The 18,168-nt window shown below is 66.7% G+C and carries 18 protein-coding genes; 15 read left to right on the top strand and 3 right to left on the bottom strand.

From position 1 onward, the window contains the following. Positions 1 to 26: 26 nt before the first annotated feature. From P0652_RS04335 to P0652_RS04350, 4 genes are read left to right on the top strand one after another with little or no spacing between them, the layout of a single operon-like run. Positions 27 to 869: a peptidylprolyl isomerase gene (locus P0652_RS04335; protein ID WP_284177544.1), complete on the top strand. Its 843-nt coding sequence runs from the start codon at positions 27 to 29 to the stop codon at positions 867 to 869. Between the two features lie 10 nt (positions 870 to 879). Next, on the top strand, positions 880 to 2,130 hold the full coding sequence (argJ, locus tag P0652_RS04340) for a bifunctional glutamate N-acetyltransferase/amino-acid acetyltransferase ArgJ (protein WP_284177545.1): 1,251 nt from the start codon (positions 880 to 882) through the stop codon (positions 2,128 to 2,130). Further along, positions 2,127 to 2,525: a (deoxy)nucleoside triphosphate pyrophosphohydrolase gene (locus P0652_RS04345; RefSeq protein WP_284177546.1), complete on the top strand. Its 399-nt coding sequence runs from the start codon at positions 2,127 to 2,129 to the stop codon at positions 2,523 to 2,525. Before argJ ends, P0652_RS04345 begins: the two co-directional genes overlap by 4 nt. A gap of 34 nt (positions 2,526 to 2,559) precedes the next feature. Further along, positions 2,560 to 2,736 (top strand): Flp family type IVb pilin, encoded by a 177-nt coding sequence (locus tag P0652_RS04350; protein ID WP_284177547.1) that lies wholly within the window; start codon positions 2,560 to 2,562, stop codon positions 2,734 to 2,736. 1 nt (position 2,737) lies between these two features. Here P0652_RS04350 and P0652_RS04355 read toward each other — a convergent pair whose 3' ends face one another. Next, positions 2,738 to 3,595: a methyltransferase domain-containing protein gene (locus P0652_RS04355; protein ID WP_284177548.1), complete on the bottom strand. Its 858-nt coding sequence runs from the start codon at positions 3,593 to 3,595 to the stop codon at positions 2,738 to 2,740. A 49-nt stretch (positions 3,596 to 3,644) separates the two neighbouring features. Between P0652_RS04355 and P0652_RS04360 the strand changes: the two genes are divergently transcribed. Genes P0652_RS04360 through P0652_RS04375 form a run of 4 tightly spaced genes read left to right on the top strand, consistent with a single transcriptional unit; the run spans position 3,645 to position 5,963 of the window. Then, positions 3,645 to 4,409: a ComF family protein gene (locus P0652_RS04360; protein ID WP_502947473.1), complete on the top strand. Its 765-nt coding sequence runs from the start codon at positions 3,645 to 3,647 to the stop codon at positions 4,407 to 4,409. Between the two features lie 8 nt (positions 4,410 to 4,417). Further along, on the top strand, positions 4,418 to 4,690 hold the full coding sequence (grxC, locus tag P0652_RS04365) for a glutaredoxin 3 (RefSeq protein WP_284177550.1): 273 nt from the start codon (positions 4,418 to 4,420) through the stop codon (positions 4,688 to 4,690). Beyond that, on the top strand, positions 4,687 to 5,538 hold the full coding sequence (locus P0652_RS04370) for a carbon-nitrogen hydrolase family protein (protein ID WP_284177551.1): 852 nt from the start codon (positions 4,687 to 4,689) through the stop codon (positions 5,536 to 5,538). Before grxC ends, P0652_RS04370 begins: the two co-directional genes overlap by 4 nt. After that, positions 5,535 to 5,963 carry a DUF1178 family protein gene (locus P0652_RS04375; RefSeq protein WP_284177552.1) on the top strand — a complete coding sequence of 143 codons (429 nt, stop codon included), beginning with the start codon at positions 5,535 to 5,537 and terminating at the stop codon, positions 5,961 to 5,963. The genes P0652_RS04370 and P0652_RS04375 overlap by 4 nt, the downstream gene beginning before the upstream one ends. Before the next feature lie 18 nt (positions 5,964 to 5,981). Here P0652_RS04375 and ubiG read toward each other — a convergent pair whose 3' ends face one another. Beyond that, positions 5,982 to 6,740 carry a bifunctional 2-polyprenyl-6-hydroxyphenol methylase/3-demethylubiquinol 3-O-methyltransferase UbiG gene (gene ubiG / locus P0652_RS04380; RefSeq protein WP_284177553.1) on the bottom strand — a complete coding sequence of 253 codons (759 nt, stop codon included), beginning with the start codon at positions 6,738 to 6,740 and terminating at the stop codon, positions 5,982 to 5,984. A 153-nt stretch (positions 6,741 to 6,893) separates the two neighbouring features. Between ubiG and P0652_RS04385 the strand changes: the two genes are divergently transcribed. From P0652_RS04385 to P0652_RS04405, 5 genes are all read left to right on the top strand, one after another. After that, positions 6,894 to 8,117, top strand: a complete 1,224-nt coding sequence (locus tag P0652_RS04385) for an aspartate kinase (RefSeq protein WP_284178007.1) — start codon at positions 6,894 to 6,896, stop codon at positions 8,115 to 8,117. Between the two features lie 145 nt (positions 8,118 to 8,262). Next, complete coding sequence (gene ptsP, locus P0652_RS04390; protein WP_284177554.1) at positions 8,263 to 10,533, top strand: phosphoenolpyruvate--protein phosphotransferase; 2,271 nt, start codon at positions 8,263 to 8,265, stop codon at positions 10,531 to 10,533. Between the two features lie 6 nt (positions 10,534 to 10,539). Further along, positions 10,540 to 11,625, top strand: coding sequence for a peptide chain release factor 1 (gene prfA, locus P0652_RS04395; protein WP_284177555.1), 1,086 nt, complete (start codon positions 10,540 to 10,542; stop codon positions 11,623 to 11,625). Further along, positions 11,622 to 12,518, top strand: a complete 897-nt coding sequence (gene prmC / locus P0652_RS04400; RefSeq protein WP_284177556.1) for a peptide chain release factor N(5)-glutamine methyltransferase — start codon at positions 11,622 to 11,624, stop codon at positions 12,516 to 12,518. Before prfA ends, prmC begins: the two co-directional genes overlap by 4 nt. Before the next feature lie 302 nt (positions 12,519 to 12,820). After that, on the top strand, positions 12,821 to 13,633 hold the full coding sequence (locus P0652_RS04405) for a DUF4167 domain-containing protein (protein WP_284177557.1): 813 nt from the start codon (positions 12,821 to 12,823) through the stop codon (positions 13,631 to 13,633). Here the strand turns inward: P0652_RS04405 and P0652_RS04410 are convergent. Further along, entirely contained in the window at positions 13,624 to 14,391 is a 768-nt protein-coding gene (locus P0652_RS04410; RefSeq protein ID WP_284177558.1) for an MOSC domain-containing protein, read from the bottom strand. The two genes, P0652_RS04405 and P0652_RS04410, sit on opposite strands and share 10 nt — an antisense overlap. A 151-nt stretch (positions 14,392 to 14,542) precedes the next feature. Here P0652_RS04410 and clpB point away from each other — a divergent pair, with 151 nt between their 5' ends. Together clpB and P0652_RS04420 are read left to right on the top strand one after the other, a co-directional pair. Continuing rightward, entirely contained in the window at positions 14,543 to 17,167 is a 2,625-nt protein-coding gene (gene clpB / locus P0652_RS04415) for an ATP-dependent chaperone ClpB (protein ID WP_284177559.1), read from the top strand. A 108-nt stretch (positions 17,168 to 17,275) separates the two neighbouring features. After that, on the top strand, positions 17,276 to 18,145 hold the full coding sequence (locus P0652_RS04420) for a DMT family transporter (RefSeq protein WP_284177560.1): 870 nt from the start codon (positions 17,276 to 17,278) through the stop codon (positions 18,143 to 18,145). Positions 18,146 to 18,168 lie beyond the last annotated feature (23 nt).

An 18,168-nucleotide genomic window follows, 5' to 3' on the forward strand; every position in this document is an offset into this window, starting at 1 on the left:
CCAGCCGGATCAACCCGGAGATCCTCATGTCCAAGACGCTCCTTCTTTCGCTCGCCCTGGCCATCGGCCTTTCCGGCCCGGTGACGATGGCCCAGGCCCCTGCCGGCAAGGTTCTCGCCCGCGTCAACGGCGAGCCGATCACCGAACTGGACGTCACCACGGCGATGGACGATGTTGGCTCGGAATATCCCAACCTGACGCCGGATGGCCTGCGCAACCTGACGCTCGAATTCCTGATCGAGATGAAGATCGTCGCGCAGAAGGCCAAGGCCGACAAGATCGACCAGACCGACGAGTTCAAGCGTCGCATGGCCTATGTCCAGCAACGCGTGCTGATGCAGCAATTGCTCCTGCGCGAGGCGAGCACCGCGACCAGCGATGCCGCCGTGAAGAAATTCTATGACGAGCAGGTTGCGCAGATCAAACCCGTCGACGAGGTGCGCGCCCGTCATATCCTGGTCGAGAACGAGGATGATGCGAAGAAGATCGTCGAACGGCTCAAGGGCGGCGAGGATTTTGCCAAGGTTGCCAAGGAAGCTTCGAAGGATCCCGGCTCGGGTGCCGAAGGCGGCGATCTCGGCTTCTTTACGCAGGACCGCATGGTGCCGGAATTCGCCAATGCCGCCTTCGCGATGAAGCCGGGCGAGCTTTCCGTCCCGGTCAAGAGCCAGTTCGGCTGGCATGTCATCAAGGTCGAGGAGCGCCGCCAGCGCCCGCTGCCGGCCTTCGACCAGATCAAGGACAGGGTCGCCCAGTCGCTCGCGGCGCGCGCGCAGCAGGAATATCTCGCCAAACTCCGGCAGGCGGCCAAGATCGAGAAGCTGGATGCTCCGGCGGAAGCCAAGCCCGGCGAGCAGAAGAAGAACTGAGGCAATTCCGATGGCCGGCAAGAACGTTCCCGTATCGCCTCTCGCCCCGAAGAAAACCCCGAAAATGCCAGCGATTGACGGCGTGGCCTTCGCCACCGCCGAAGCCGGCATCCGCTACAAGGGGCGGACGGATGTGCTGCTGGCCGTGCTGGCCCCGGGCAGCACCATGGCCGGGGTGTTCACCCGGTCGAAATGCCCGTCGGCGGCGGTCGACTGGTGCCGCCAGATCCTGCCGGGCGGCAAGGCCCGGGCGGTGATCGTCAATTCGGGCAATGCCAATGCCTTCACGGGCCTCAAGGGCCGCGATGCCGTGAAGCTGACAGCGGAAATCGGCGCGAAGGCCGTGGGCTGCACGCCGGGCGAGATCGCCATTGCCTCGACCGGGGTGATCGGCGAGCCGCTCGACGCGACCAAGTTCAACGGCGTGCTCGCCGAATGCGCCACCCGCGTGAAGGGCGATGCCTGGCTCGAGGCGGCCCGCGCCATCATGACCACCGATACCTTCCCGAAGGTGGCGACGCGCAAGGCGAAGATCGATGGCGTCGAGGTGACAATTTCCGGCATCGCCAAGGGGGCCGGCATGATCGCGCCCGACATGGCGACGATGCTCTCCTTCGTCTTTACCGATGCGGCGATCGATGCCGGGGCGCTGCAGGAATGCCTGGCAAAGGGCGTGCGCGGCAGCTTCAACGCGGTGACGGTGGACAGCGACATGTCGACCTCGGACACGTTGATGCTTTTCGCCACAGGCCAGGCGGCGAAACGGGGCCAGAAGGCGGTGACAGCACCGGGCGATGCCCGTCTGGGTGCCTTCCGCCGGGCACTCAACGCGCTCCTGCTCGACCTCGCGGTGCAGGTCGCCCGCGATGGCGAAGGCGCGCGCAAGCTGATCGAGGTGACGGTCGAAGGCGCGACGAGCAGCCGTTCCGCCAAGCGGATCGCGATGTCCATCGCCAATTCGCCGCTGGTGAAGACGGCGGTGGCCGGCGAGGATGCGAACTGGGGCCGGATCGTCATGGCGGTCGGCAAGGCCGGCGAGCCCGCCGAGCGGGACCTGCTCTCGATCCATTTCGGGCCGCATCGTGTGGCCCATCTCGGCGCACGGGATCCCGGTTATGACGAGGCGGCGGTTTCCGCCTACATGCAGGGTGACCATATCCGCGTGCGGGTCGAGATCGGTCTCGGCCGGGGCAAGGCCACTGTCTATACCTGTGATCTGACTAAGGCCTATGTCGAGATCAACGGGGATTACCGCTCTTGAAGCTGGTTCTCGTGGTTGCAGCCGCGCTGGTCGATGCCGACCGGCGCGTGCTCATCGCCCAGCGGCCGGCCGGCAAAAGCCTTGGCGGGCTCTGGGAATTTCCAGGGGGCAAGGTTGAACCCGGCGAGCGCCCGGAAGAGACGCTGATCCGCGAGCTGCATGAGGAACTGGCGATCACGGTTAAGGAGCCGTGTCTCGCGCCGCTCAACTTTGCGTCATATGCTTACCCGGACTTTCACTTGCTGATGCCATTGTATGTCTGCCGCCGGTGGGAAGGACTCCCGCAGGCGGTTGAGCATCAGGCGATCCGCTGGGTGCCGCCCAACCGGCTTCGGGAATTCCCGATGCCGCCGGCGGACGAGCCCCTCATCCCCTCGCTCATTGACCTGCTTTGAGCCCGGGAAAGGGCTGGACTGGCCGGAGGATGGAATGAAGGCGCTCGTGAGGCGGTTTGTCGAGGATCGACAGGGCGCGACAGCCATCGAATACAGCCTGATCGCGGTGCTGCTCGCCGGTGCCCTGCTTGCGGCCTGGCCCAGCTTCTATGAAGGCTTCATGGCATCGTGGACCAATGCCGGAACCGTGATCAAGAACGCGGTCAAATAGCTTATTCCGGCGCGTCCTGCGCCCGGATCCGCTCCAGCGCTTCCTCGAGCCGCATGCTGCCGCTGCCGCGCCGTGCCGGTTTCTGCTGGCTTTCATGCGGCGTCCAACCCGAAATCCAGATGAAGTCGAACGTGGCGCGCAGGCGCCCGTCCGGATCGGTAAAGCGTTCGGCATAGAGCGCCGCTGCCCTGAGAAGAATGGCCCGTGTCAGCGGCGGCTGGCCGGGGCGGAGAAGCGGCAGGGCCGTGGCACCCATGGCGCGCAGGTCCCGCACGAGATCGAACATCGTGGCATAGCGCAGGGTGACCCGGTCGAGATCGGCAACCGGCAGCGCGAATCCGGCGCGCTGGAGCAACTGGCCGGCGCTGCGCACATCGACCATCGGGAAGACACGCAGGCCTGCCGCGCCGCGGATCTCGCTCTCCGCCGCGATCAGGCATTCGCGCAGTTCGTGCAGCGTGTCGCCGCCTGGAAAGGTCGCGACCAGCAGCCCGTCCGGCTTCAGCAGGGCACGGATGCGGGCGAGCAGGCCCGGCAGGTCATTCACGCGGTGGAAAGCATGGGCGGAGACGACCAGCGGCAGGTCGCCGGGCACTTCGCCGTCGTCGAGCAGCGCCTCCGGACTGGCAGTGGCGAGATTGCGCGCACGGCCCTCGCGGGCAAGCCATCCTGCGAGAAACCCGCCGGGCGTGCCGAGATCAAGCCCGCTGTCGAATTCCCGCAGGACAGGGGCCAGTCTGTCGACCAGATCTCCGGCGCTGCGTTCAAGCAGGAAGGTCTCGGCGCCGAGGCTCCGCGCCCGGGCAAGAGCCAGGCCGGCCTTGACGGGATCGAAGAGTTCGGGAACGCTCGTGGCCATGTTCTGATCCTTTTCCGGCGTCGGCTGACGGCGCGATAGCATAGAGATGATGCGGTTGCTTTCCTTTTTGCAGGGCGCTGTCCATCGCGGTGCCCGCTCCGTCGCCGATTTCCTGCTCCCACCGCAATGCGTCCTCTGCCAGACGGCAACGGCGGATCCCGGCGGCCTCTGCGCGGCATGCTGGGGCATGATGGCCTTCATCCACGAGCCGGTTTGCCAGCGGCTTGGCACGCCCTTTGCGGTGAATTTCGGGGCGGAGATGCTCTCGCCCGCCGCCATGGCCGATCCGCCGGCCTTCGATCGCGGTCGCGCTGCCCTGCGTCATAGCGGTGCCGCGCGACAGCTCGTCTCGCGGCTCAAATACGGCGAGCGGCTTGACCTTGCGCCGCTGATGGCGCGTCTGATGGTCTCTGCAGGCCGGTCGATCCTCGCCGATGCCACCGTTCTGGTGCCGGTGCCGCTGCATCGCGGGCGGCTCTGGCGCCGGCGCTACAACCAGGCGGCTTTGCTGGCGCGGGAGATCGGGCGGCTGACAGGGCTCCCGGTTATCGATGATGCGCTGCTCCGCCGACGCGCCACTGCGCCGCAGGTCGGCCTGCGGCGGACCGAAAGGCAGGGCAATGTCAGCGGCGCCTTCGCCATCGGCCCGGACGGGGCGCAGCGCTTTGCCGGCCATCGCGTGGTTGTGATCGACGATGTGCGGACGACGGGTGCAACGCTCAATGCCTGTGCCCATATCTTGCGAAAGGCCGGCGCCCGGCGCATTGATGTGCTGACCTTTTCGCTTGTCACCGGCAGCGAGGTGCTGCCCTGAGGAATGAGATGGCTGAAATCGTTGTCTATTCGAAGTCCTATTGCCCGTATTGCGATGCCGCCAAGGCCCTGCTGCGGCAGAAGGGCGTGACGTTCCGGGAGATCGATCTCACGCGCGATCCGGCGGGCCAGCGGGCCATGGCGCAGAAGGCGGATGGCCGGTCAACTGTGCCACAGATCTTCATCGACGGGTTCCATGTCGGGGGTTGCGATGATCTCCATGCACTGGATTCACGCGGCGGGCTCGATCCGCTGCTTGCCGGAAAGGGAGCCAACGGATGAGCCGCATCCTCGCCGCCGTCCTGCAGATGCGCACCGGGCGCAATGTCGCCCGGAACATCGATGATCTCATCGGCCTCGCCAGCGATGCCGCCGCACAGGGTGCGCGGTTCCTGCAATCGCCGGAAATGTCGAATATCCTCGAACGTGACCGCACGCGGCTGTTCGAGGCCGTCTGCCTTGAGGAGGAGGATCCGATGCTGGCGGCGGTGCGTGATTTCGCGCGGCGCTTCAAGGTTACGTTCCATCTCGGCTCGATCGCGGTGAAATCCGGTGACCGGCTGGCGAATCGCGGTTTCGTGGTCGATGCCGAGGGCGAGATCACCGCGCGTTACGGCAAGATGCACCTGTTCGATGTCGACCTGCCGAACGGCGAGAGCTGGCGCGAGAGCGCGACCTACCAGGCCGGCGATTGCGCGGTGATCGCGCCGGCGGCGGGCGCGGTGCTTGGCATGGGAATCTGCTATGATCTCCGCTTCCCGGCCCTGTTCCATGCGCTTGCCAAGGAGGGCGCCGATATCCTGACCGCGCCGGCCTGCTTCACCCGCCAGACGGGCGAGGCGCATTGGCAGGTGCTCCAGCGCGCGCGGGCGATCGAGACCGGTTCCTACATGATCTCGGCGGCGCAGGGTGGCCGCCATGAGGATGGCCGCGAGAGCTATGGCCATTCGATCATTGTCGATCCCTGGGGCCGTGTTCTGGCGGAAGGCGGCGATGCACCGGGCATCTTCCTGGCAGAGATCGATCTCGAGCGCGTGCGCGAGGCGCGGAGCCGGATCCCGGCGCTTCGCCATGCGCGTGCCATCACGGTCTCGCGGCAGGGGTTCCTTGCGGAACAGGCGGCTGAATGATCCGCTATGCCCTCATCTGCGATGCGGGCCATGCTTTCGAGAGCTGGTTCCGCGACAGCGAGAGCTTCGACCGTCAGGTGAAGCGCGGGCAGGTCAATTGCCCGACCTGCCAGTCCTCGCGCATTACCAAGCAGATCATGGCGCCGGCTGTCGCGACCCGGAAGGAAGAGGCTGGCCAGCCCATGGTCATGCCGGCGGCGCCCGATGCCGAGATCCGGCAGATGCTTCGCGCCTTGCGCGAGCAGATCGAGGCGAATGCCGAGCATGTCGGCCCGCGTTTCGCCGAGGAAGCGCGCAAGATCCATTATGGCGAGACCGAGGAACGCGCGATCTATGGCACCACTTCGGTGCAGGAGGCCACGGCCCTGCACGAGGAAGGCATCGAGGTGATGCCGATCCCTGTCCTGCCGGATGACCGGAACTAGACCCGGGCCGCCAAGGGATCAGGCGCCGGGTTTCACCGCTACTGCGAGATAGTTCACGTCGCAATCCTCCGAGAGCTGCCAGGCCCCGGTGAGCGGCTGGAACACCATGCCGCTGCGGGTGGTCGGCGCCAGGCCGGCCGCAACGAAATGCGTGTCGAGTTCGTCCGGCGTCACGAAGCGCTTCCAGTCATGCGTGCCGCGCGGCAGCCAGCGCAGGACATATTCGGCGCCGACAATGGCGAGGCCCCAGGATTTCATCGTGCGGTTGAGTGTCGAGGCGATGAGGATGCCGCCCGGCCGGAGGTGCCGCGCTGCCGCCTCGACGAAAGCCTGGACATCCGGCACATGCTCCACCACCTCGAGCATCGTGATCGCGTCGAACGGCGCTTCGGGTTCGAGCGCTTCGACCGGCAGGGCGCGGTAATCGATGGTGAGGCCGCCGGCTTCGGCATGCTGGCGGGCGACGCGGATATTATCCTCGGCGAGGTCAAGGCCGGTTACCGTGAAACCCATCCGCGCCATCGGCTCCGAGACCAGCCCGGCACCGCAGCCCAGATCGAGCAGGCGGAGGCCGGAAAAGGCGTCAAGGGCGCGCGGGTTGCGGCCGAAATGCGTCGAGAGCACCCGGCGCAGGAAGGTCAGCCGGGTGGGGTTCAGCCGGTGCAGGGGTTTCATCGGCCCGTTCGGATCCCACCAGGTCTCGGCCAGCGCGTTGAAGCGGCCGATCTCGGCGGGATCGAGATTTCCGGCATCGACAGAAGCGGCGGGGTGGGGCATGGGAAACTCCGTCTGGCGAAAGGCCTGATTGACCGATCTGCCGCCCCCTTCTATACGCGCGCGGTCCGGAATTTCCACCCTCGGGGGTTGTCATCACCCCCGCAAGATCCCGAAGGCGAGTGTCCCGTGTCCTCATCCCGTCCCCGGCTCGTCATGAAGTTTGGCGGCACGTCCGTTGCCAATGTCGAGCGCATCAAGAACGTGGCCCAGCATGTGAAGCGGGAAATCGAGGCCGGCTATGACGTCGCCGTCGTGGTTTCCGCCATGTCGGGCAAGACGAACGAACTCGTCGGCTGGTGCAAGGAAGCGGCGCCGCTGCATGATCCGCGCGAATATGACGCGGTGGTCGCCAGTGGCGAACAGGTGACGACGGGGCTTCTCGCCATCGCGCTGCAGGCGATCGGCATCAAGGCCCGGTCCTGGCAGGGCTGGCAGGTGCCGTTCGAGACCGATGATGCCCATGGTTCGGCCCGGATCAAGGCCATTGACGGGACGCGGATGCTTGAATCCTTCGCCCGCGACCGCGAGGTTGCCGTGGTGGCCGGGTTCCAGGGCATCCATGCGCCATCGGGCCGCCTGACGACGCTCGGCCGTGGCGGTTCCGATACCAGCGCCGTCGCGCTGGCCGCTGCCCTGCAGGCCGAGCGCTGCGACATCTACACCGATGTGGATGGCGTCTACACGACCGATCCGCGCATCGTGAGCAAGGCCCGCCGGCTGGACCGCGTGGCCTTCGAGGAAATGCTGGAAATGGCCTCGCTTGGGGCGAAGGTCCTGCAGGTTCGCTCGGTCGAGCTGGCGATGGTGCATAATGTCCGGACCTTCGTCCGGTCGAGCTTCGACAATCCCGCCCAGCCGATGCCGGGCACCCTGATCTGCGCCGAGGAAGACATCATGGAACAGCCTGTCGTCACGGGTATCGCCTATTCGAAGGATGAAGCGCAGATCACGCTGCGCGAGGTCGCGGACAAGCCGGGCGTGGCCGCTGCGGTGTTCGAGCCGCTGGCCGCGGCCTCGATCGTGGTCGACATGATCGTCCAGAATGTCTCCGCCGACGGCGCGACGACCGACATCACCTTCACCGTGCCCTCGGCTGATTATGCCCGGGCGATGGATGTGATCGAGAAGCGCAAGGACGAGATCGGGTACAAGCTGGTCCAGAGCGCGCAGGAAGTCGCGAAGATCTCGGCGATCGGTGTCGGCATGCGCAGCCATGCCGGCGTTGCCGCCAAGGCCTTCAAGGCGCTGGCCGAGCGCGGTATCAATATCCGCGCGATCACCACCAGCGAGATCAAGTTCTCGGTGCTGATCGACGTGGCCTATACGGAGCTGGCCGTGCGGACGCTTCACTCCCTTTACGGGCTCGACGCGGCCTGACCGAGGCGGGAAGGCCGGCTTTTGTGGCTTTTCCCACGCAGAAAATGCATGACTTGCGCTCTGGCCCTGCGGCATTGTAGCAGGGAAAGGGAATGGTTCGGATTCCGGGTTTCCCCGTCAGGCTCGAGCATAAGGATAACGGTTGATGCGAGGCGCGCTCGTCGGTCCCCGCGTGCTGCTCCGGCGCCTGCGCGAGGTGATGAGCGAGCCGGCGAATGCCCAGGCCCGGCTCGACCGCATCGTTGTCCTGATCGCCAACAACATGGTGGCCGAGGTCTGCTCGGTCTATGTCGCGCGCGCTGACAATACGCTCGAGCTTTATGCCACCGAAGGCCTCAACCGGGAAGCGGTCCATCTCACCACGATGCGGCTGGACGAGGGCCTTGTCGGCCTGATCGCGCGCGAGGCGCAGCCACTCGCCCTGTCCGATGCCCAGAGCCACCCGGCCTTCTCCTACAAGCCGGAGACGGGCGAGGAAATCTACGCGTCCTTCCTCGGCGTGCCGATTCTCCGGGGCGGCAACGCGCTCGGCGTCCTGGTCGTGCAGAACCGTGCGGCCCGGGTCTATTCCGAGGAGGAAATCGAGGCGCTGCAGACCACGGCGATGGTCGTGGCGGAGATGATTGCCGGCGGCGAGCTCGAGGCGCTCGCCCGGCCGGGCAGCGGCGGTACGGTGGTCCGGCGGTCTCTGGCGCTGATGGCGCAGCCGATCGCGGAAGGTGTCGGGCTCGGCCATGTCGTGCTGCATGAGCCGCGCGTCGAGATCAAGAATCTCGTTGCCGATGATCCCGACCACGAACTCAAGCGTCTGCATAACGCGCTTGAACTGCTCCGCGCCTCCATTGACGACCTGATGGATTCTGGCGGGCTCAGCCATGCCGGCGAGCATCGCGACGTGCTGGAGACCTTCCGCATGTTCGCGCAGGATCGCGGCTGGATACGGCGGCTGCAGGAGGCCATCCATACCGGGCTGACCGCCGAGGCGGCAGTCGAGCGGGTGCAATCGGATGTCCGGGCGCGGCTGCTGCGCCAGACCGACCCTTACCTGCGCGAGCGCCTGCATGATCTCGACGATCTCGCCAACCGCCTTCTGCACCAGCTTACCGGTGCCGCCTTCACGCTGGCGGCGGAGAACCTGCCGGAAAACGCCATCCTCGTCGCCCGTGCCATGGGCCCGGCCGCGCTGCTGGAGTACCAGCGGCTGCGCCTGCGCGGCCTGATCCTCGAGGAGGGCGGCGCGACCAGCCATGTCGCCATCGTTGCCCGGGCGCTCGGCATTCCCACTGTCGGCAAGGCGGAGGGGATCATCGGGCTGGTTGAGCCGGGCGATGCCGTCATCATCGACGGCACAACCGGCGAGATCCAGGTTCGGCCGCAGCCGGATATCGAGGCGGCCTATGCCGAGAAGGCGCGGCTTCGTGCCCGCCGTCAGGAGCAGTACCGCGCCCTGCGCGACAAGCCGGCTGTCTCGAAGGACGGGCAGCCGATCGACCTGCAGATGAATGCCGGCCTGCTGGTCGACCTGCCGAATCTCGATGATACCGGCGCGGTCGGTGTCGGCCTGTTCCGGACCGAGATCCTTTTCATGGTGGCGCCCTCGCTGCCGCGGGCACAGGCCCAGGAAGCGCTCTACCGGACGATCATCGACATTGCCGGCAAAAGGCCGGTTACCTTCCGCACGCTGGATATCGGCGGCGACAAGGTGCTGCCCTATCTGCGCAAGGTCGACGAGGAGAATCCGGCGCTTGGTTGGCGGGCCGTCCGGATCGGGCTCGACCGGCCGGCGCTGCTGCGCACGCAATTCCGTGCGTTGCTCGGCGCTGCGCAGGACCGCGAGCTCCGCATCATGCTGCCAATGGTGGCGACGCTCGAGGAATTCGACATGGCGCAGGCGATGCTTGCGCGCGAGCGCGAGCGCCTCCGCCGCCTCAACCGCAGCCAGCCCAGGCAGGTCCAGCTCGGCGTGATGCTGGAAGTGCCCTCGCTGCTCTTTGATCTCGACCAGCTTTTCGAGCGGGTGGATTTCGTATCGGTCGGCACGAATGACCTGATGCAGTTCATGTTCGCGGTGGATCGCGAGAATGCGCTGGTCGCCAGCCGGTTCGACGCGCTCCACCCCTCCTTCCTGCGCCCCCTGCGCCGGGTTGCCGAAGCGGCCCGGCGGTCAGGCAAGAAGGCGAGCATTTGCGGCGAGATGGCGGGCAAGCCGCTCGAAGCCCTGGCCCTGCTGGGCCTTGGCTTCCGCTCCTTTTCGATGTCACCGTCGAATGTCGGGCCGATCAAGGCACTCGTCCGGGCCGTTGATCTCGGTGCCGTCGAGCGTTTCGTCCAGGAACGCCTCGATTCGCCTGATCGCGCGCGGAATCTCCGGGCCGAACTCGGTGAATTCGCCGCTGCGCACGATCTTTCCTTCTAGCCCGACATGGCCGAGATCATCCTTCCCGAGGACAAGCTCGACGCGATTCTGTCGCGGCATGGCCAGGTCCAGCGCGATCTGGAATCAGCGGCCGGGCCGGCGGAAATCATCGCGCTCAGCCGCGAGGCCGCGCAGCTCGGCCCCGTGGTCGAGGCGATCGGCGCCTATCGCCGGATCGTGCAGGAGCTCGCCGATGCCCGCGTGATCCTGGAGGATGGCAGTCTCGACGAGGAGATGCGCGCGCTGGCGCAACAGGAAAAGGCGGATCTCGAGGAGAAGCGCGACCGGCTGGCGCAGGATATCCGCGTCGCATTGCTCCCCCGCGATATGGCCGATGACAAGAGCGTCATCCTGGAAGTCCGGGCCGGCACCGGGGGCGACGAGGCCGCGCTCTTTGCGGGGGATCTCTTCCGGATGTATGCGCGCTATGCCGAATTGCGCGGCTGGAAGGTGGAGATTTCCTCCGAGAGCGAGGGAACGGCTGGCGGCTACAAGGAAGTCATCGCGGAGATCCATGGCGAGGGCGCCTATGCGCGGCTGAAATTCGAATCCGGCGTGCATCGGGTCCAGCGCGTGCCGAATACCGAGGCTTCGGGCCGCATCCATACCTCTGCCGCCACCGTCGCCGTTCTGCCGCTGGCCGAAGAGGTCGATGTGTCGATCAACGAAGCCGATCTGCGCATCGATACGATGCGCGCTGGCGGCGCGGGCGGCCAGCATGTCAACAAGACCGAATCGGCTGTGCGCATCACCCATATCCCGAGCGGTGTGGTCGTCGTGGTGCAGGACGAGCGCTCGCAGCACAAGAACCGGGCGCGGGCCATGTCGATCCTGCGTACACGGCTGTTCGACCTCGAGCGGCAGCGGCTGGATTCCCTCCGGGCCGCCGATCGCAAGGCGCAGCTGGGTTCGGGCGACCGGTCGGAGCGGATCCGGACCTACAATTTCCCGCAAGGGCGCGTGACGGATCATCGTATCAACCTGACCTTGTACAAGCTTGAGGCGGTGATCGAGGGCGGTGCGCTGGATGAATTGATCGCAGCCCTGATCACCGACCATCAGGCGCGGCTCCTCGCCGGCGAGGATGAATGAGCGGCGATTTCCCGCCCGGGTTGTCGCTGGCGGCGGCACAGGCGCGGATCGAGGCGCAGCTGGCCGAAGCGGGGATCGACGAGCCCCGGCGCGAGGCGCGCCTGTTGCTCGCGGCGGCGACCGGCGTCGGCCTCGCGACCTTGCTCGCCCGGCCGGACATGCCGGTCGGCGAAGCGGGTGCTGCGATCGCCCGGTTTCTCGCCGCGCGGCTCGACCGGATGCCGCTGTCCCGCATTCTCGGCCGGCGCGAATTCTACGGGCTGGAATTCCGCCTGAACGCGGCGACTCTGGATCCGCGCGGCGATACCGAGACGCTGGTCGATGCCGTGCTGGCCTGGCTGGATGCCGAGGGTCGGCGCGGCGAGTCGCTCCGCCTGCTCGATCTTGGTACGGGGACGGGCGCCATCCTGCTGGCCCTGCTCAGCCATTTGCCGCAGGCCACGGGCCTCGGCATCGACATCGCTGCGGAGGCTGTTGCTGCCGCCCGAATCAACGCCACGACCCTCGGCCTTGACGGTCGGGCCGAGTTCCGCACCGGCGATCTCCTGACGGGGCTGGACGGGATGTTCCACATCATCGTCTCCAACCCGCCCTACATCCCCACCGGTGATCTCGCCGGGCTCGACCCGGAAGTCCGGCGGCATGACCCGGTGCTGGCGCTGGATGGCGGCGCGGACGGGCTGGATTTCTACCGGCGGATCCTGGCGGATGCCCCGGCCCGGCTGCTGCCGGGCGGGCTGCTGGCCGTCGAGGTCGGGGCAGGGCAGGCGCCGGCCGTCGCGGAAGGGATGCGCCATGCCGGCTTCCTCGCGGTATCGCTGCAAGCGGACCTTGCGGGAATCGCCCGGGTGGTTGCCGGCCGACAGCCTGACCGCGAAAAAGAACGCGATTGAAGCCGCCGTCATCCTTGTAGCGCTTGCGTTGCAGGCCCCTGCGCGCTAAGGGGAAGGAAAGCGATGAGTTGCGCGAGGTTGTTCCGACCCTTTGAGCGCGCGGGTCGAACAGAGAGCCATTCTTTCCGACATCCGGACCTGCCAAGGCAGGGATCTTGAGGCGGGATCGCAATTCCGGCGAAACGGTGCGAGCGTCGTTTCTTGCCGGTGGCACGGGGCATGGCCCCATTTGGGCCGGGGGAGCACCGGATTAATCCGGTTTTGCAGCTGAGACACTCATGAGACCAGGACAGAACAAGCGCATGCGCGGCCGCAATCGGCGTGGCCCCAACCCGTTGACGCGTTCGTATGAATCGAACGGGCCGGATGTGAAAGTGCGCGGCACCGCGCAGCACATCACCGAGAAATACACCCAGCTTGCCCGCGATGCGCATGTCTCGGGAGACCCGGTCATGGCGGAGAACTATCTCCAGCATGCCGAGCATTATTACCGCATCATCGCAGCCGCCCATCAGGCCCAGCAGGCCCTGCAGAATGGCACGGCGGATGACCGCGACGATGATGATGATGATTTCGACACGGCGTCGGACCGCTTCACCTTCCGCTCGATCCAGCAGACCAACCCGCAGCAGGGCGGCCAGCCCGGCTTCGGCCAGGAGCGCGGCCCCGGCGAGGGCGGCGAGGGAATGGATCCAGGCGAGGGCGACGATGCCCCGCAGGGCCAGGGCGAGCCGCGCCAGAACAACCGCAATGACCGCCAGTTCCGCAATCCCCGTCAAGACCGGAACCAGGATCGCCCGTTCCGTCAGGGCGGCGATCGCGACCGCGACAGGGACCGTAACCGCGAGCGGTTCGACCCTAATCGCCCGCGCCGGCCGCAGGCCGATCTTGAAGGTGCGGAACAGCCGGTCCTCCCGGCCTTCCTGACCGCGCCGACGCGGACCATCCCGATCGATGCACCCGAAAGCGAAGCGGCGCCGTCAGTCGAGGGCGAAGGTGGTAGCGACGAAATGCGGGGCACGTTCCGGGCCCGTCGCCGCCGGCGCCCCCGCGGCGCGCGTGAGGGTGGCGAGGAGGCTTTCGAGCCGGATACGCCGGGCGTCGATCAGGGCTGATCGACAAGCATTGCCGCATCGCCCGGGCGGAGCGTTCCGCCCGTCCGGATGCGCGCATAGACGCCGCAATCATGATGGCCGTAAAGGCGCTCCAGCGTCTCGACGATGCGCGCGTCGCGCCGGCCGAGGCGCGGATCGACATCGGTCGCGGCGCAGCGATCGATCCGCTTGAGGATGTCCAGTTCCGCTGTTCCGACCCTCAGCGTTCGGCCGGCCCAGTCATTCTCGGCGAAAGCGGGCAGGCCTTCCAGCAGGATATTGCCGCGGAAGCGGCGGGGATCGAGCGAATCACGGCCGAGCGCCGTGCCGATTTCCGCGATCGTCGCCGCGTTGAGAATCGAGACATAGCCCGAGCGCGAATCCATGAAGCGGAAACCCGGCGGCGCCACCAGCAGCCGGATCGGTCCCCGCCGTTCCTCGGCGCAGAAGGTCTCGAAGAAGCGCTCGATCGCGGCGCGGCCTTCGGGGCTGTCGACGCCGCCATCCGCCACGACGGATCCGCCCTGCCGGATCGTCAGCCGGCGGCTGGCCGAATCAAAGCGCGTTTCCAGCCGGGCCAGCCGTTCCTGCCGCATCAGCATCAGGAAGCGCATCTTCGGCAGGTGTTCAGCTGCCGCCGGGTCAAAGCCCGAGGGCCCGTTTTCCAGCGCGAGGATCCGGTCTTCCGGGAAATGAGCGTCGGTTTCCAGCACCGTCTCGTCGAGCAATTCCGGGCTGAGCCCCTTGACCGGATGGCGATAGAGGGCGGCGATCCGCATTTTCACATCTCCTTCGGGCGCGTTCTTTGATCTGCCCCCTTTTGTTGCGCTAGGGCAACACCTACATTCCCGTCAAGGTCGCCACAAAGTGGGGCCGAACCATAACCGGGCCTGCCCGGTCTGCCCCTTCGCCTCATGTCAGGGAAGAGCCATGAATACCGAGAAATACACCGAGCGGGCCCGCGGATTCCTGCAGGCAGCCCAGACCATCGCCCTCCGCGAGGGCCATCAGCAATTCGCGCCCGAGCATCTTCTGAAGGCTTTGCTTGATGACGAGCAGGGCGCAGCGGCCGGGCTGATCGATCGCGCCGGCGGCCGTTCGGCCGAGGTGCGGCGCGCCGTCGAGGCGGCGCTCGCCAAGATGCCGAAGGTCGAGGGTGGCTCCGGCCTCTATCTCACGCCGCAACTGGCGCGCGTGTTCGAGGCTGCCGAAAAGGCGGCGGAGAAGGCCAAGGACAGCTATGTCACGGTCGAGCGGCTGCTGCTTGCGCTGGCGATCGAGAAGGACAACCCGGCCGGCAAGGCGCTGGCGGCGGGCGGTGTGACGCCGCAGGGGCTGAACACGGCCATCGAGGCGATCCGCAAGGGCCGGACCGCCGATACGGCGACAGCCGAGAATGCGTATGATTCCCTGAAGAAATTCGCGCGAGACCTCACCGAGGCGGCCCGCGAGGGCAAGCTCGACCCGGTGATCGGCCGTGACGAGGAAATCCGCCGGACGATCCAGGTGCTGTCGCGGCGGACCAAGAATAACCCGGTGCTGATCGGCGAGCCGGGCGTCGGCAAGACGGCGATTGTCGAGGGCCTCGCCCTGCGCATCGTCAATGGTGACGTGCCGGAGAGCCTCAAGGACAAGGCGCTGATGGCGCTCGATATGGGCTCGCTGATCGCCGGGGCGAAATATCGCGGCGAGTTCGAGGAACGGCTGAAGGGCGTGCTGCAGGAAGTGCAGGCGGCCGATGGCGGCGTCATCCTCTTCATCGACGAGATGCATACGCTGGTCGGCGCCGGCAAGGCGGACGGGGCGATGGATGCCTCGAACCTCCTCAAGCCGGCCCTGGCGCGCGGCGAGCTGCATTGCGTCGGCGCGACGACGCTCGACGAATACCGCAAGCATGTCGAGAAGGATGCGGCCCTCGCCCGGCGCTTCCAGCCGGTCTTCGTCTCCGAGCCGACCGTCGAGGATGCGATCTCGATCCTGCGCGGGCTGAAGGAAAAATACGAGCTGCATCACGGCGTCCGGATCACTGATTCGGCCTTGGTGGCGGCGGCGACCCTGTCGAACCGCTACATCACCGACCGGTTCCTGCCGGACAAGGCCATCGACCTTGTCGACGAGGCCTCGGCCCGGCTGCGCATGCAGGTGGATTCGAAGCCCGAGGAGCTGGATTCGATCGACCGCGAGATCATCCGCCTGAGGATCGAGCAGGAAGCCCTGCGCCGTGAGACCGATGCGGCCTCGAAGGACCGGCTGGGCAAGCTCGAGCAGGAACTGGCCGATCTCGAGGAACAATCCACGGCGCTGACCACGGCCTGGAAAGCCGAGAAGGACAAGCTCGGCGAGGCACAGCGCCTGAAGAGCGAACTTGAACAGGCCCGGATCAGCCTCGACCAGGCGCAACGGCAGGGCGAGTTCCAGCGGGCAGGCGAGCTGGCCTATGGGATTATCCCGGCGCTGGAGAAGAAGCTTGCCGCGATCGAAGCGGCTGGCGCGCAGCAGCAGGGCGCGCTCGTGGCCGAGCAGGTGACGCCGGACATGGTGGCGCAGGTTGTCTCTCGCTGGACGGGTATTCCCGTTGACCGGATGCTGGAGGGCGAGAAGGACAAGCTCCTGCGCATGGAGGTGGAACTCGGCCGCCGCGTCGTCGGGCAGGCGGAGGCGGTGGAAGCCGTCTCGACGGCGGTCCGCCGGGCGCGGGCCGGGCTGCAGGACCCGAACCGGCCCATCGGCTCGTTCATGTTCCTCGGCCCGACCGGCGTGGGCAAGACCGAGCTGACCAAGGCGCTTGCTGCGTTCCTGTTCGACGATGACCAGGCTCTGGTGCGGATCGACATGAGCGAATTCATGGAAAAGCATTCGGTGGCCCGGCTGATCGGCGCACCTCCGGGCTATGTCGGCTACGAGGAAGGCGGCGTGCTGACCGAGGCGGTGCGGCGCCGGCCCTACCAGGTCGTGCTGTTCGACGAGGTCGAGAAGGCGCATGCGGATGTGTTCAACGTGCTGTTGCAGGTGCTCGATGATGGCCGGCTGACCGACGGGCAGGGACGGACGGTCGATTTCCGCAACACGCTCATCATCATGACATCCAATCTTGGCGCGGAGTTCCTGGTCAGCCTCGGCGAGGATCAGGACGTCGAGGAGGCCAGGGCGGATGTGATGGCCATGGTGCGCGCGCATTTCCGGCCGGAATTCCTCAACCGGATCGACGAGATCGTGCTGTTCGAGCGCCTCAAGCGCGCGGATATGGCCGCCATCGTCGATATCCAGCTCGCCCGGCTGCGCAAGCTTCTGGACGAACGGAAGATCGAGATCACGCTGGCGCCCGAGGCGCGCGAATGGCTGGCCGAAAAGGGCTATGACCCGGCCTACGGGGCGCGGCCGCTCAAGCGGGTCATCCAGAAGAGCCTGCAGGATCCGCTGGCGCGGCTGCTGCTGGCGGGCTCGATCCGCGATGGCGAGCAGGTCTCCGTCACCGCCAGCCCGGCCGGGCTGGTGATCGGCGATTCGCTGCTCGGCACGGTCGAACCGCCGCCGAAAGGGGTTCGCCTCAACTGATGCGAATCCGATCTGCACGGAGAGGCATGGTCTTCCGGGGCCAACTAAATTAGAGAGGGCGCAACTCGCGTCCTCTCTCGTCTGGCCCAGGGCCAGCCCGGAATGCCCATGTTCCTCCTGGTGCTCGCACCGGCGCTTTTCGTCGTGATCTGGTCAACCGGCTGGATCGTCGCGAAATACGCCGCACCCTATGCCGATCCGCTGACCTTCCTTGCGATCCGCTTCGCGCTGGCGGCGGCCGTCATCGCGCTGCTCGCCTGGGCGACCGGCGCGCCCTGGCCCCCGGACCGGCGGACCCGGATCCATGCCGCCATCAGCGGCGTGCTGCTGCATGCCATCTATCTCGGCGGCGTGTGGTGGGCGATCAGCCAGGGCCTGCCGGCGGGTGTCTCGGCGCTGATTGCAGCGGTCCAGCCGCTGCTGACAGCTGCCCTCGCCCGGACGATGGGCGAGAAGCTGTTGCCGATCAACCTCGCTGGCATCGTGATCGGGTTTGCCGGCGTGCTGGGTGTGATCGCGCCCAAGCTTGGCGGGGTCTCGGTGGCCGGCCTTTCCGGGCTCGGTCTCGCCGTGGCGATCAATGTCGGTTCCATGTTCGCGGTGACCGCCGGCACCTACTACCAGAAGCATTTCGTGGCCTCGGGCGACCTGCGCACCACCACGGTGTTGCAATATATCGGCGCCTGCCTCGCCGTCCTGCCATTCGCGATCCTGCTTGAACCGATGCGGTTCGAGATGCGCCTCGAAACCTGGGCGGCGATGGCCTGGTCGGTCGTCGTGCTCTCGATCGGCGCGATCGGGCTGATGCTGCTGATGATCCGGCGGGGCGCGGTCAGCCGTGTGGCGGCGCTGATCTATCTCATCCCGCCGACAGCAGCGCTGCAGGCCTATGCGATGTTCGGCGAGACGCTGACGCCCATGCAGGGAGTGTTCATGGCCATTGCGGCGTTTGGTGTCTTCCTTGCCACGCGCCGGTAAGGTAAAGCCGCAAGGCATCCCAC

Origin of the sequence: Rhabdaerophilum sp. SD176, assembly GCF_030143245.1 — a bacterium.
In the GTDB taxonomy this organism is placed as follows: domain Bacteria; phylum Pseudomonadota; class Alphaproteobacteria; order Rhizobiales; family Beijerinckiaceae; genus Rhabdaerophilum.

Coding starts and splice junctions, on each gene's coding strand:
- P0652_RS04405 (WP_284177557.1), top strand. CDS start 12,821: ATGCGCGGCCGCAATCGGCGTGGCCCCAACCCGTTGACGCGTTCGTAT.
- P0652_RS04355 (WP_284177548.1), bottom strand. CDS start 3,595: ATGGCCACGAGCGTTCCCGAACTCTTCGATCCCGTCAAGGCCGGCCTG.
- P0652_RS04410 (WP_284177558.1), bottom strand. CDS start 14,391: ATGCGGATCGCCGCCCTCTATCGCCATCCGGTCAAGGGGCTCAGCCCG.
- P0652_RS04375 (WP_284177552.1), top strand. CDS start 5,535: ATGATCCGCTATGCCCTCATCTGCGATGCGGGCCATGCTTTCGAGAGC.
- prfA (WP_284177555.1), top strand. CDS start 10,540: ATGGCCGAGATCATCCTTCCCGAGGACAAGCTCGACGCGATTCTGTCG.
- P0652_RS04420 (WP_284177560.1), top strand. CDS start 17,276: ATGTTCCTCCTGGTGCTCGCACCGGCGCTTTTCGTCGTGATCTGGTCA.
- grxC (WP_284177550.1), top strand. CDS start 4,418: ATGGCTGAAATCGTTGTCTATTCGAAGTCCTATTGCCCGTATTGCGAT.
- ubiG (WP_284177553.1), bottom strand. CDS start 6,740: ATGCCCCACCCCGCCGCTTCTGTCGATGCCGGAAATCTCGATCCCGCC.
- P0652_RS04350 (WP_284177547.1), top strand. CDS start 2,560: ATGAAGGCGCTCGTGAGGCGGTTTGTCGAGGATCGACAGGGCGCGACA.
- clpB (WP_284177559.1), top strand. CDS start 14,543: ATGAATACCGAGAAATACACCGAGCGGGCCCGCGGATTCCTGCAGGCA.
- P0652_RS04385 (WP_284178007.1), top strand. CDS start 6,894: ATGAAGTTTGGCGGCACGTCCGTTGCCAATGTCGAGCGCATCAAGAAC.
- prmC (WP_284177556.1), top strand. CDS start 11,622: ATGAGCGGCGATTTCCCGCCCGGGTTGTCGCTGGCGGCGGCACAGGCG.
- argJ (WP_284177545.1), top strand. CDS start 880: ATGGCCGGCAAGAACGTTCCCGTATCGCCTCTCGCCCCGAAGAAAACC.
- ptsP (WP_284177554.1), top strand. CDS start 8,263: ATGCGAGGCGCGCTCGTCGGTCCCCGCGTGCTGCTCCGGCGCCTGCGC.
- P0652_RS04335 (WP_284177544.1), top strand. CDS start 27: ATGTCCAAGACGCTCCTTCTTTCGCTCGCCCTGGCCATCGGCCTTTCC.
- P0652_RS04370 (WP_284177551.1), top strand. CDS start 4,687: ATGAGCCGCATCCTCGCCGCCGTCCTGCAGATGCGCACCGGGCGCAAT.
- P0652_RS04360 (WP_502947473.1), top strand. CDS start 3,645: ATGCGGTTGCTTTCCTTTTTGCAGGGCGCTGTCCATCGCGGTGCCCGC.